11 protein-coding genes are annotated in these 12,903 nt (G+C 65.7%); 4 read left to right on the forward strand and 7 right to left on the reverse strand.

Translation table 11 applies throughout. The annotated features are described in order from the left end of the window. Nucleotides 1-94 precede the first annotated feature (94 nt). The 4 genes from N7650_RS23925 to N7650_RS23940 are packed head-to-tail and all read right to left on the reverse strand — an operon-like array spanning nucleotide 95 to nucleotide 4,772. A complete protein-coding gene (locus tag N7650_RS23925; protein WP_009395997.1) occupies nucleotides 95-910 on the reverse strand; it encodes a MetQ/NlpA family ABC transporter substrate-binding protein in 816 nt (271 codons plus the stop codon). Next, nucleotides 903-2,303: an LLM class flavin-dependent oxidoreductase gene (locus tag N7650_RS23930; protein ID WP_279900308.1), complete on the reverse strand. Its 1,401-nt coding sequence runs from the start codon at nucleotides 2,301-2,303 to the stop codon at nucleotides 903-905. Before N7650_RS23930 ends, N7650_RS23925 begins: the two co-directional genes overlap by 8 nt. Beyond that, nucleotides 2,303-3,508: an SfnB family sulfur acquisition oxidoreductase gene (locus N7650_RS23935; protein ID WP_279900310.1), complete on the reverse strand. Its 1,206-nt coding sequence runs from the start codon at nucleotides 3,506-3,508 to the stop codon at nucleotides 2,303-2,305. The genes N7650_RS23930 and N7650_RS23935 overlap by 1 nt, the downstream gene beginning before the upstream one ends. A 22-nt stretch (nucleotides 3,509-3,530) precedes the next feature. After that, nucleotides 3,531-4,772 carry an SfnB family sulfur acquisition oxidoreductase gene (locus tag N7650_RS23940; RefSeq protein WP_279900311.1) on the reverse strand — a complete coding sequence of 414 codons (1,242 nt, stop codon included), beginning with the start codon at nucleotides 4,770-4,772 and terminating at the stop codon, nucleotides 3,531-3,533. 329 nt (nucleotides 4,773-5,101) lie between these two features. Here N7650_RS23940 and tauA point away from each other — a divergent pair, with 329 nt between their 5' ends. The 4 genes from tauA to tauD are packed head-to-tail and all read left to right on the forward strand — an operon-like array spanning nucleotide 5,102 to nucleotide 8,573. Next, nucleotides 5,102-6,079 carry a taurine ABC transporter substrate-binding protein gene (tauA, locus tag N7650_RS23945; protein ID WP_279900313.1) on the forward strand — a complete coding sequence of 326 codons (978 nt, stop codon included), beginning with the start codon at nucleotides 5,102-5,104 and terminating at the stop codon, nucleotides 6,077-6,079. 14 nt (nucleotides 6,080-6,093) lie between these two features. Next, the gene (gene tauB / locus N7650_RS23950) at nucleotides 6,094-6,888 is read left to right on the forward strand and encodes a taurine ABC transporter ATP-binding subunit (protein WP_009396003.1); all 795 of its coding nucleotides are present in this window, start codon (nucleotides 6,094-6,096) and stop codon (nucleotides 6,886-6,888) included. Continuing rightward, a complete protein-coding gene (tauC, locus tag N7650_RS23955) occupies nucleotides 6,885-7,715 on the forward strand; it encodes a taurine ABC transporter permease TauC (protein WP_064303799.1) in 831 nt (276 codons plus the stop codon). The genes tauB and tauC overlap by 4 nt, the downstream gene beginning before the upstream one ends. 24 nt (nucleotides 7,716-7,739) lie before the next feature. Then, the gene (gene tauD, locus N7650_RS23960) at nucleotides 7,740-8,573 is read left to right on the forward strand and encodes a taurine dioxygenase (RefSeq protein ID WP_009396005.1); all 834 of its coding nucleotides are present in this window, start codon (nucleotides 7,740-7,742) and stop codon (nucleotides 8,571-8,573) included. A 116-nt stretch (nucleotides 8,574-8,689) separates the two neighbouring features. Here the strand turns inward: tauD and N7650_RS23965 are convergent, their stop codons facing one another. From N7650_RS23965 to N7650_RS23975, 3 genes are all read right to left on the reverse strand, one after another. Next, nucleotides 8,690-11,026, reverse strand: coding sequence for an FdhF/YdeP family oxidoreductase (locus tag N7650_RS23965; protein ID WP_279900315.1), 2,337 nt, complete (start codon nucleotides 11,024-11,026; stop codon nucleotides 8,690-8,692). Next, nucleotides 11,023-11,859 carry a formate dehydrogenase accessory sulfurtransferase FdhD gene (gene fdhD / locus N7650_RS23970; RefSeq protein ID WP_279900317.1) on the reverse strand — a complete coding sequence of 279 codons (837 nt, stop codon included), beginning with the start codon at nucleotides 11,857-11,859 and terminating at the stop codon, nucleotides 11,023-11,025. Before fdhD ends, N7650_RS23965 begins: the two co-directional genes overlap by 4 nt. Before the next feature lie 98 nt (nucleotides 11,860-11,957). Further along, complete coding sequence (locus tag N7650_RS23975; protein ID WP_279900318.1) at nucleotides 11,958-12,845, reverse strand: LysR family transcriptional regulator; 888 nt, start codon at nucleotides 12,843-12,845, stop codon at nucleotides 11,958-11,960. Between the last annotated feature and the right edge of the window lie 58 nt (nucleotides 12,846-12,903).

Below are 12,903 nucleotides of genomic sequence, written 5' to 3' on the forward strand. Positions count from 1 at the left end.
TACATGGGCGCTGTTCAGCTCCGGGTGCAGCACCCGGCGCACCGCTTCGAGCGGCGGCGCATCCAGCGCCACGCGGGCGTTGGCGATACCCATCTCAGCTCTCCCAGCCCGGCTGGTAGAGCTTGCCGTGGGCCTTGTCGAGTGCCGCGCGGACTACCGGCGAGTGCTGGTAGATGTCGATGAACTTCGCCAGGCGCGGGTCGTCCTTGCTCTTGGGCTTGATCACGAACTGGATCACGTATTCCTTATGGTCGATGCCGTCGAACAGCAGCGCGGATTCGGCATCGAAGGTCTTGGCCAGGCGGATGTAGTGCGGGTAACCCTGCACCAGGTCGGCATCATCGTAGGCGCGCACCAGTTGCACGGCTTCGACCTGAAGGATCTTGATCTTCTTCGGGTTGGCGATGATGTCCTCTTCGGTGGCCTTGTAGCCGACACCGTCCTTGAGGGTGATCAACCCGGCCTTGGCCAGTAGTTGCAGGCCGCGCCCGCTGTTGATCGGGTCGTTGGCGATGGCCACGGTGGCGCCCTGCGGCAGCTCGTCGAAGCTCTTGTACTTCTTCGAGTACAGGCCGACGTTGTTGATGATCCCCGGTGCATAGGGAACCAGGTCGAAGCCGGCGGCGGCCTTGGCGTTTTCCAGGAAGGGGATGTGCTGGAAGTAGTTAACGTCGATATCGCCGGCATTGAGGCTGACGTTCGGTGCGATCCAGTCGCTGAATTCGATCAGCTCCACGTCCAGCCCCTGCTTTTTGGCTTCGCTGACCGCGGCTTCCAGTGGTACGGCAAAGGCTGCGGTGGTGCCGACTTTCAGGGCATCGGCGGCGTGGCTGGCACCGATCAGGCCGAGGGACAGGCCGATTGATAGGGATAGTGCCGCGACGGGGCGGCCGATAAGGGTCTTAAGCATGCTGGAGCGCTCCGTTCTGCTGGGCGGTGGTGGTGTGCGAATGGCGATAGCGGGCGCCGGGGTGTTCGGCGGGCAGGTGCGCCGTGCCGGCGGGGAAGAGTTTTTCCCGCAGGCTGCCGTTGTCGTAGGCGGTCTTGTACGAGCCACGTTTTTGCAGCTCGGGAATGACCAGGTCGATGAAGTCCTCGTAGCTTTCCGGGGTCACGGTGCGGGCGAGGTTGAAGCCGTCCAGGCCGGTTTCGGCGACCCAGCTTTCCAGCTCGTCGGCAACCTGCCCGGGCGAGCCGACCAGGGTGATGTAGCGTCCGCCCAGGGCGTGCTGGTCGAGCAGGCGCCTGCGGGTCCAGTCGTTGCTTTGCAGGTTCTTCGTTGCCGACTGGATGGCGTTGCTTTTGACGTACTGGATCGGCTCGTCCAGTTCGTACGCGGAGAAATCGATGCCGGTGGAGCTGGAGAAATGCGCAACGCCGGCTTCGGCGCTGGCATGGCGCAGGTATTCGGCATGCTTGGCCCGGGCCTGTTCTTCGCTGTCGGCGACGATCACCGTGATGCCCATGAATACCTTGATCGCCTGCGGATCTCGCCCGGCGGCCACGGCGGCGGCACGCACCTTGTCGACCTGGGCGCGGGTCGCGGCCTTGGTCTGGCCACTGATGAACACGCATTCGGCGTGCTGTCCGGCGAAGCCCAGGCCGCGCTCGGAAGCGCCGGCCTGGAACAGCACCGGCGTGCGCTGCGGCGAGGGCTCGCACAGGTGGTAGCCCTCGACCTTGTAGAACTCGCCCTGGTGGCGGACCTTGTGCACCTTGTCCGGCCGGGCGTAGACCCGCTGCTGCCGGTCCTCGATGACGGCGCCGTCTTCCCAGCTGCCTTCCCACAGCTTGTAGAGCACTTCCAGGTACTCGTCGGCCTGGTCGTAGCGCCGGTCATGCTCGGGCTGCTCGTCCAGGCCCATGGCCTTGGCCGCGCTGTCGAGGTAGCCGGTAACGATATTCCAGCCGACCCGGCCACGGCTCAGGTGGTCGAGGGTGGAAAGGCGCCGGGCGAACAGGTAGGGCGGCTCGTAGGTGAGGTTGGCGGTCAGGCCGAAACCGAGGTTGCGGGTTACTGCCGCCATGGCCGAGACCAGCAGCAGCGGGTCGTTGACCGGCAACTGGATCGACTCCTTCAGCGGCACCTCTACCGACTGCTGGTAGACGTCGTAGACGCCGACGATATCGGCCAGGAACAGGCCGTCGAACAGCCCGCGCTCCAGTAGCTTTGCCAGCTCGGTCCAGTATTCGAGGGTCTTGTACTGGCTCGAGGTATCCCGCGGGTGGGTCCACAGGCCGTGGTTGATATGCCCGACGCAGTTCATGTTGAAGGCGTTGAGCAGGATCTTCTTCTTCGCCATCAGATGGTCCCCCGCAGCGGTGGGTTCTGCTCGTTCAGGTAGTAGTTGCCGATGGCGTGGTATTTCCAGCGCACCGGGTCGTGCAGGGTATGGGTGCGGGCGTTGCGCCAGTGGCGGTCGAGGCCGTGCTCGGCGAGGGTGGCCTGGCTGCCCGCCAGTTCGAACAGGGTGCTGCCGGCGGCCAGGGAGATCTCGGTACTGATGGCGCGGGCCTCGGCCACGGCGATGGACGCGGCGGCCACGCTGTCGGCATTCGGTTCGGCCTGGGCGCGGTCGAGGAATTCGCCGGCACGTTCCAGCAGGGCTTCGGCGGCGTGCAGGCGGATTGCCAGGTGGCCGAAGGATTTCAGGGTCAGCGGGTCTTCGCTGGCCTTGTCGTTGCCCGAGTCGATCCACGGGCGCGTACGGGTGCGCACGAAGTGCAGGGCGTCCTCGTAGGCGGCGCGGGCGATGCCCGTGTCGATGGCGGCGTGGAGGATCTGCGCCAGCGGGCCGACCGGTGTCGGCCGCTCGAAGGCGCTCTGGAAGGGCACCACGTCGTCGGCATCGACCGGCACGTTGTCGAACACCACCGAGCCGCTGCCGGTGGTGCGCTGGCCGAAGCCGCTCCAGTCGTCGATTACCTTGAGACCGGCACTGTCGGCGGGCACGAAGGCCAGCTGCTGCACGCCGTTTTCATCGCCTACCGAGGTAGGGATGCGCTGGGCGTAGATGGCGCCGGTTGCATAGAACTTGCGACCGTTGATACGCAACTGCTCGCCGTCGCGGGTCAGGCGGGTGGTGCGGTCATGGGCGGTTTTCGTGCCCAGTTCGGCGAGGGCGTTGCCGAAGCGCACACCGGCCAGCACCTCGGCGTAGAGCCGCTGCTTCTGCGCTTCGCTGCCGTTCACCCGCAGCACTTCGAGGGCGTAGAAATGGTTCTGCGGAATCTGCCCCAGGGAGCTGTCGGCCTGAGCTATGCGGGCGATGACTTTCGCCAGGGTGACGTTGGACACGCCCGCGCCGCCGTAGGCCTTGGGCACGCTGATGCCCCACAGCCCGGAGCGTGAGAACAGCTCCAGTTCGGCATGGGGCAGGCGGCGTTCACGGTCGCGCAGGATGCTGTCCTGTTGCAAGGCACCGGCGATCTGCTCGGCAATGGCGAGTGCCTGGGCGTCGTCGGCGATCACCGGCACATCGTGGTGCGGAAGGGAAACATGGCTCATCGAAGGGGCTCCAGTGGTCTGGTCAAATCCAGGAGTGCCGGGCAGGCAGGGTGCCGTTGAGGTGGTAGGCGCCGACGGCGTGGTACTTCCAGCGCACCGGGTCGTGCAGGGTGTGCACCCGGGCGTTGCGCCAGTGGCGGTCGAGGTTGAATTCGGCCAGAGTCGCGCGGCTGCCGGACAGCTCCAGCAGCTTCTCGCTGGCAAGCAGGGAAATCTCGGTAGTCAGCACCTTGGCCTCGGCCACGGCGATGGAGGCACGGGCGGCGGATTCGACGGTCACCGGGGCGGCATCCACCTCGTCCAATACCTTGGCGGCCTTGGCCAGCAGGGCATTGGCGGCATGCAGTTCGAGCTTGAGGCGGCCGATATCGGCGATCACGTAGGGGTCGTCGCTGGCCCGCTCGACGCCGGCATCGATCCACGGACGGGCGCGTTCACGGACGAAGGCGATGGTGTCCTCGATGGCCGCTTCGGCGATCCCCGCGTCGATGGCGGCCTGGATCAGCTGGGACACGGCGCCCTGGATATTCGGGGTAGCGCCGATGCGCCAGTTCTCGATCACCAGATCGGCCTCTACCGGCACTTCGTTCAGCAGCACGGTGCCGCTGGCGGTGGTGCGCTGGCCGAAGCCGGACCAGTCATCGACGATGCGCAGCCCCGGGCTGCCGCGACGGACGAACGCCATGACCTGGCGCCCTTCGTCGTTCAGCGCCTTGACCGCCACCCAATGGGCGAACAGGGCGCCGGTGGAATAGAACTTCTGGCCGCTGATGACATAGCCGTCGCCCTGACGGGTGATGCGTGCCTTCAGTTCCAGGGTGTTTTTCGTGCCACGCTCGGGGCCGGCGTTGCCGATGCGCCAGCCGTCCAGCACGGACTGGAACAGCACTTCTTTCTGCTGTTCGGTGGCGGCACCGCGGATCAGTTGCAGGATACCGACCTGGTTCTGCGGTATCTGCCCCAGCGCCGGATCGGCGGCGCTGACGATGCGGAACACTTCGGCCAGGGCGGCGAACGACAGCCCTGGTCCGCCGTATTCACGGGGAATGCTGATGCTGCCCAGGCCGCTGCGGGTGAACTGCTCGACCTCGGCCCAGGGCAGCTTGCGTTGCTGGTCGCGCTTGCCGGCCTGGGGGCGGGCGATGGCAGCCAGTTCGTGGGCGGCCTGGATGGCCTCGGCGTCGCTGCGCAGGACCTTGGCGGGCAACAGCAGCGGCGCGGTGTCCAGATCGCTATGGACGGTGGTAGTGGCGAGATTGGACATGACCTGACCTCATCTTCTGGGAACTCGACAGAAAAGCGTTGGGGTCCGGTGGTCCGGTGCATATACCGTAATCGTGTATAAAAAATATTTGAACTAACGATTGGGAATATGAATAGACAGCGGGTTGTTGCTGGAGCAACACAGATTCAACAGGTGGTTTTTCGGTGCACGCGGTCCCTGTGGGAGCTGGCTTGCCAGCGATAGGGCCCTCAAGAGCCCCATCAATCTTTGTCTCCTAAGCTAATTCGAAAAAGTTATTTATTTCTGTTTTCTTAGATCAATTAATCTTCATCACATTCACCACACTACCGTCCCGCCAGGAGTGCAACATGACCTTCTTCGCCCCGCTGCGCCTGTTTTCCGCCCTGGCCCTGGCCGGTGCTGCCGTTTTCGCCCAGGCCGCCGACCTGACCGTGGCCTACCAGACCACCGTCGATCCGGCCAAGGTGGCCCAGGTCGATGGCCGTTACGAGCAGGCCAGCAAGGCCAGCATCGATTGGCGCAAATTCGATAACGGTGCCGATGTGATCACCGCTGTCGCCTCCGGCGACGTGCAGATCGGCTACCTCGGCTCCAGCCCCCTGGCCGCCGCCGCGACCCGCAAGCTGCCGGTGGAAACCTTCCTTATCGCCACCCAGATCGGCGCTGCCGAAGCCCTGGTCGCCCGTGAAGGTTCGGGCATCAATTCGCCGCAGGACCTGATCGGCAAGAAAGTCGCCGTGCCCTTCGTCTCCACCGGCCATTACAGCCTGCTGGCTGCACTGAAGCAGTGGAATATCGACCCGTCCAAGGTACAGATCCTCAACCTCGCCCCGCCGGCGATTATCGCCGCCTGGAAGCGCGGTGATATCGATGCCACCTACGTTTGGGACCCGGCGCTCGGTGTAGCCAAGGAAAACGGCAAGGTGCTGATCACCTCCGGCGAGCTGGCCAAGAAAGGCGCACCGACCTTCGATGCCTGGATCGTGCGCAAGGACTTCGCCGCCAAGCACCCGGACGTGGTCAAGGCCTTCGCCAAGGTGACCCTCGACGCCTACGCCGACTACCGCAAGGACCCGCAAGCCTGGCTGGCCGACAAGGCCAACGTCGACAAGCTGGCCAAGCTGTCCGGCGCCAAGACCAGCGATATCCCCGGCCTGCTGCAAGGCAACGTGTTCCCGCTGGCGGCCGACCAGGTCGCCGCCCTCGGCGCGCCGACCACCCAGGCGATCACCGAGACCGCCAAGTTCCTCAAGGAGCAGGGCAAGGTCGAGGCGGTGCTGCCGGATTACTCGCCGTACGTGAGTTCCTCGTTTATCACCAACTGATTCCCGGAGTCGTCATGGCCCTGTTACAACTGGAGCGCATCAGCGCACAGTATCCCGGCGCCGCCGAACCGGTGCTCGCCGACATCTCTCTGAGCCTGGGCCCGCAGCAACTGCTGGTGGCCCTCGGCCCTTCCGGCAGCGGCAAGACCTCGCTGCTCAACCTGATCGCCGGCTTCGTCAGCCCGAGCGCCGGACGCATCACCCTCGACGGGGTGCCGGTGCAAGGCCCGAGTGCCGAGCGCGGCGTGGTGTTCCAGGACGATGCCCTGCTGCCTTGGCAGGACGTGCTGGCCAACGTCGCCTTCGGCCTCGAACTGGCCGGTGTGCCGCGCCCGCAGCGCGAGCAGAAGGCGCGGGAAATGCTGGCCCTGGTGGACCTCGCTGGCTTCGCCGAACGGCGCATCTGGCAGCTTTCCGGCGGGCAGAAACAGCGCGTCGGCCTGGCCCGTGCGCTGGCGGCCGACCCTCGGGTGCTGCTGATGGACGAACCTTTCGGCGCCCTCGACGCCTTCACCCGCGAGCAGATGCAGGAACTGCTGCTGCAGGTCTGGCAGCGTACCGCCAAGCCGGTATTCCTGATTACCCACGACATCGAGGAAGCGGTGTTCCTCGCCACCGACCTGATCCTCCTGGCGCCCAACCCGGGCCGGGTAGTGGAGCGCCTGCACCTGGACTTCGGCCAGCGCTACGCGGCCGGTGAGTCGGCGCGTTCGATCAAGTCCGACCCGCGCTTTATCGAAACCCGCGAGCATGTGCTGGCGCGGGTCTTTTCCCAACGCAGCGCCGCTGGCCGGCAGGAGTTCGCATGAGCAGCCTCGACCTGCCGGTAACGGCCAAACCGGTAGCCAGCGCCCACCGTGCGCGGCGCACCCTGAGCACCCGCTGGATCAGCGGCCTGACCCTCGGCGGCCTGTTGGCGCTGTGGTGGCTGGTGACTGCGGCGGAGTGGATCGAGCCACTGTTCCTGCCCTCGCCGCAAGCGGTACTGGGCAAGGCCTGGTTGTTGCTGACCCAGGGCTATATGGAATCGACCCTGTGGCAGCACCTCGGCGCCAGCCTGAGCCGTATCGGCCTGGCCCTGGGGGCGGCGATCCTCACTGCAATCCCGATCGGCATTGCCATCGGCCGCAACCGTATCGCCCGTGGCGTACTCGATCCGCTGATCGAGTTCTACCGGCCGATCCCGCCGCTGGCCTATCTGCCGCTGATCGTGATCTGGTGCGGCATCGGCGAGCTGTCCAAGGTGCTGCTGATCTACCTGGCGATCTTCGCCCCGATCGCCATTGCCACCGCCACCGGCGTGCGCACCGTCGATCCGGCGAAACTGCGTGCCGCGCAGTCGCTGGGGGCGAGCAAGGCGCAGTTGATCCGCCATGTGATCCTGCCCAGCGCGTTGCCCGACATCCTTACCGGTGTGCGCATTGGCCTTGGCGTAGGCTGGTCGACCCTGGTCGCCGCCGAGCTGATCGCGGCCACCAGCGGCCTGGGTTTCATGGTCCAGTCGGCGGCGCAGTTCCTGGTCACCGATGTGGTGGTGCTGGGCATCCTGGTCATCGCCCTGATCGCCTTCGCCCTGGAAATGGGCCTGCGCGCCCTGCAGCGCAAGCTGGTGCCGTGGCACGGCCAGAGCCATTGAAACGAATTCATCAGTGAGACAGACATGAGCCTGATCATAACCCCGCTGAGCCCGGCGCTCGGCGCACACATCAGTGGCGTGGACCTCAGCCGCGAGATCGACGCCACCACCCGCGATGCCATCGAGCAAGCCCTGCTCGCGCACCAGGTGCTGTTCTTCCGCGAGCAATCGATCACCCCGCAGCAACAGGCCAATTTCGCGGCGCGCTTTGGCGACCTGCATATTCACCCGATCTACCCGAACATTCCGGAAACCCCGCAGGTGCTGGTACTCGATACCGCGGTCACCGATGTGCGCGACAACGCCATCTGGCACACCGACGTCACCTTCCTGCCGACCCCGGCGCTGGGCGCGGTGCTGGCGGCAAAGCAGGTGCCGGCGTTTGGCGGGGATACCTTGTGGGCCAGCGGAATCGCGGCGTACGAGGCGCTGTCCGAGCCGTTGAAGCGCCTGCTGGACGGGCTGACGGCGACCCATGATTTCACCAAGTCGTTCCCCCTGGCGCGCTTCGGCAGCACACCGGAGGACCTGGCGCGCTGGGAAGCCACGCGCAAGGCCAACCCGCCGATCTCCCATCCGGTGATCCGCACGCATCCGGTGAGTGGCAGGAAGTCGTTGTTCGTCAGTGACGGGTTCACCACCCGGATCAATGAGCTGAGCGAGCAGGAAAGCGAGGCGATCCTGAAGCTGCTGTTCGCCCACGCCACCCGCCCGGAATTCACCATCCGCTGGCGCTGGCAGGTGGGTGACGTGGCGTTCTGGGACAACCGCGTGACCCAGCATTACGCGGTGGATGATTACCGGCCGCAGCGGCGGGTGATGCATCGGGCGACGATCCTGGGGGATGTGCCCTTCTGACAGTTTTGTAGAGGATTTGATGGCCCTATCGCTGGCAAGCCAGCTCCCACAGGTTTTGCGGTGCACGCGATCCCTGTGGGAGCTGGCTTGCCAGCGATAGGGCCATCAGCAACAACCTAGATAATGCGGGCCTCGACAGTGGCCGGCTTCAGCTGGATCGCGACGAACTTCGAGGTCGGGGTATGGCTGCCATCCCCCACGCTCTCCAGCGGCACCAGCGGGTTCACCTCCGGATAGTAGGCCGCCGCCTGTCCCGCCGGAATGTCGAACGCCAGCAAGGTGAAGCCGGTGACCCGACGCTCCAGGCCATCCCCCCACAGCGACACGATGTCTACCTTGTCACCCGGGTTGAAGCCCAGGCGAAGGATGTCCGCCTCGTTGGCGAACAGCACGTTGCGTTGCCCGCGCACCCCGCGATAACGGTCGTCCAGCCCATAGATGGTGGTGTTGTACTGATCGTGCGAGCGCATCGATTGCATGATCAGGTCCGGCAGTTTGCCGCTGGCCCGCACGCCTTCGTGAATCAGGTCGTCCGGCAGGCGGTTGGCCTTGAAGTTGGCCTTGCCGCTGGCGGTTTTCCAGATGCGCTGGCCGGCGTTGTTGCCGAGGTAGAAACCACCCGGGTGCTTGAGCCGTTCGTTGAAGCGGTCGAAGCCGGGGATGGTTTCGGCGATCAGGTCGCGAATGCGGTCGTAGTCGGCGATCAGCCAGTTCCAGTCCACCGGATGGTTGCCCACGGTCGCCGCCGCGATACCGGCGATCACCGCAGGCTCCGAGCGCATCTGCGACGACAGCGGCTTGAGCTGGCCATTGGAGGCGTGGACCATGCTGAACGAGTCTTCCACGGTCACGGCCTGCGGGCCTTCGCCTTGCTGGTCGATATCGGTACGGCCAAGGCAGGGCAGGATCAACGCTTCCTTGCCGTGGACCAGGTGGCTGCGGTTGAGCTTGGTGCTGATATGCACGGTCAGGTCGCAGTTGCGCAGGGCCTGGGCGGTGCGCTCGGTGTCGGGAGTGGCCTGGGCGAAATTGCCGCCCAGCCCGATGAACACCTTGGCCCGGCCAGCGAGCATGGCGTGGATCGCCTCGACCGTGTTGTGGCCGTTGTGCCGCGGCACCGGGAAGCCGAAACGACGCTCCAGCGAATCCAGCAGCGCCACCGGCGGGCGTTCGTTGATGCCCATGGTGCGGTCGCCCTGCACGTTGCTGTGGCCGCGCACCGGACACAGGCCGGCGCCCGGCTGGCCGAGGTTGCCGCGCAGCAGCATGAGATTGGCGATTTCCTGGATGGTCGGCACCGAGTGGCGGTGTTGGGTGATGCCCATGGCCCAGCACATGATGACTTTGCTGGCCTTCACGTACATCCGCGCGGCCAGTTCGATCTCGCCCAGGGGCAGGCCGGATTGGGTCTGGATCTGTTCCCACGAGGTGGCATCGACCACTGCCAGGTAGTCGTCGACGGTAGCGGTGTGCTCGGCAATGAAATCGTGGTCGAAGATCGGCGCTTCACCCTTGGCCAGCGCCTCGCGCTCCCACTGCAGGAGGAACTTGGCCATGCCGCGCATCATCGCCATGTCGCCACCCAGGGCAGGGCGGAAGAAGGCGGTGTTGGTCGGCTTGTCGCCGTTGGTCAGCATCTCGATCGGGTGCTGCGGGTGCTGGAAACGCTCCAGGCCGCGCTCCTTGAGCGGGTTGATGCACACCACCTGGGCGCCGCGCTGCACGGCCTCGCGCAACGGTTCGAGCATGCGCGGGTGGTTGGTCCCCGGGTTCTGGCCCCAGACGAAGATCGCATCGGCGTGTTCGAAGTCGTCGAAGGTGACCGTGCCCTTGCCGACCCCGACGCTCTGGCTCAGGGCCACGCCGCTGGCCTCGTGGCACATGTTCGAGCAGTCCGGGAAGTTGTTGGTGCCGTAGGCGCGGACGAACAGTTGGTAGAGATAGGCCGCTTCGTTGCTGGCCCTGCCCGAGGTGTAGAACTCGGCCTGGTCCGGGCTTTCCAGCGCGTTCAGGTGGCGGGCGATCAGGGCGAAGGCATCGTCCCAGGTGATCGGCCGGTAACGGTCGCCCACCGGGTCGTAGACCATCGGGTCGGTCAGGCGGCCCTGGTATTCGAGCCAGTAGTCACTCTGCGCGAGCAGCGAGGTGACGCTGTGGCGGGCGAAGAAGGTCGGGTCGACCCGGCGCTTGGTCGCTTCCCAGTTCACCGCCTTGGCGCCGTTCTCGCAGAACTTGACCATGCCGTGTTCCGGCGAGTCGCCCCAGGCACAGCCCGGGCAGTCGAAACCGCCGTTCTGGTTGGTCTTGAGCAGGGCGCGGATGTTCTTCAGGGCGTTGTCGCTACCGACCCACGCCTGTACCACGCTGCGTAGTGCGCCCCAGCCTCCGGCAGCGCCGTTGTAGGGTTTGTAGCGCGGAACGGGTTTCTGGTCGGCTTGATGATGCAGGCTCACGATCTGTTCTCCCGTGCAGGGCTGTAGACCCTTGGTGCACTGTGCTGCGGCAGGTGGATGAGGTTCAGGTTATGGCGCCGGGCCCATTGCAGGGCCAGGCCGGTGGGCGACGACAGGCTGACCAGGGTCTGGATGCCGGCGCGCAGGACTTTCTGGATCAGTTCCAGGCTGCAGCGGCTGGTGACCACGGCCAGGCCGCCCCGGGTGTCGATGCGCTGGCGGACCAGGGCGCCGATCAGTTTGTCGAGGGCGTTGTGCCGGCCGATATCCTCTCGGCCAAGGAGCAGTTCGCCGCTGGCGTCCATGAATGCCGCCGCGTGGACCGCGCCGCAGTGTTGGCCGAGGGGCTGGAAGGCAGCGATACGCTGGCGCAGGCCGACCAGCCATTCAGGCGGTGGCAGCGGTGCGCCAGGCAGCACCTTGAGGTCAGGCAGGGCCTGTTCCACGGCTTCCACGCCGCACAGGCCGCAGCCGCTGGTACCGGCCAACTGGCGGCGTTGGGTCTTGAGGTTCCAGAACGCGCGGCTGGCGATTTCCACCTGGGCATGCAGCGCCGAACCGCTGCCGGCGAGCTTGATGTCGTAGATCTCGTCGGCGCTGTCGACGATGCCGCTGCCAATGCTGAACCCGACCACGAAATCGTCGAGATCGGTAGGGCTGACCAGCATCACCGCCTGGCTGATGCCGTTGTAGGCGATGGCCAGGGCCACTTCCTCGGCGAGGTCGGCACTGGCGGGAGACTGGTCTTCGAGCTGGCTGTAGTCGTAACGCACGCTGGCGGCAGGGGCTTCCAGGCTGGTGGAGGCCGCGCAAACCGGGGGTTTGCTGCTCATTTATTGGATTACCGGCAAGGCTGATCAGGCTTTAAGCCTAGGCCTGCGCTCGGGTACCGTCTAATCGCTTCTGCCGATGTGCTGATAGAGGCCGTCGATCATGCTTCGTCGAGCAGTTTGCGGTATTCGCTGAGGCAGGCTTCGGCCAGGGCCGAGCGTGGTGCGGTACGGCGCATGATCAGGCCCAACGGGGCGAGGGTGGTGGCCTGTTCGATGGGGTGCAGATGCAAGCCACCGGTTACCGCTTCGAGGCCGCTGCCCAGCGGCATCACCGCGCAGCACAGGCCGCCGTGCACGGCCTGGACCAACTGATGGACAGCGTCGGTCTGCAGCAGCAGGCGCGGGGTGATGCCGCGGCTATGGAAATTGTGGTCCACCGACTGGCGGAAATACATGCCGGCGGTAAGCAGGCCCAGGGGCAGTCCGGCCAGGGCTTCCCAGCGCAGCGGTGCATCGTGGAACTGGAAATGCGCTGGGTCATAAAGCAGGCCCATGGGCGACTCACCCAGCGGCAGGGCTTCGAAACGCTCTTGGTCGAGGCGCTCCAGGTACGACAGGCCGAGGTCGAGGCGGTTGCTGGTGAGCTGTTCGAGGATCTGTTCGGAACTGAGGGCGCTGAGTTCGAAGGCCAGGTCCGGGTGTTGGCGGTGCAGGCGTTGCAGCAGCGGCAGTGGATCGAAGCTGGACAGCGGCACCATGCCCAGGCGCAGGGTACCGGCCAGGTGCCCGCGACAGGCGGCGGCCTCGGCCTGCAGCCCGTCGTAGGCGGCCAGCACCGAGCGGGCCCAGGCCAGCACCCGTTCGCCCTGGGCGGTAAAGCCCTCGAAGCGCTGGCCACGGTTGACCAGCTCCAGCCCCAGTTCGCGCTCCAGGTTGCGCAGGCGCATCGACAGGGTCGGCTGGGTCACGTGGCACAGCGCGGCGGCCTGGCCGAAGTGGCGGGTTTCGTCCAGGGCGATGAGGAATTTCAGCTGTTTGATGTCCATCGTCGTCTCGGGGCTGGCGGGCGGGGCATTCTAACCTGTCCTAGACTTTGGGCTCCGA

Origin of the sequence: Pseudomonas sp. GD04058, from assembly GCF_029836855.1 — a bacterium.
GTDB lineage: Bacteria > Pseudomonadota > Gammaproteobacteria > Pseudomonadales > Pseudomonadaceae > Aquipseudomonas > Aquipseudomonas bharatica.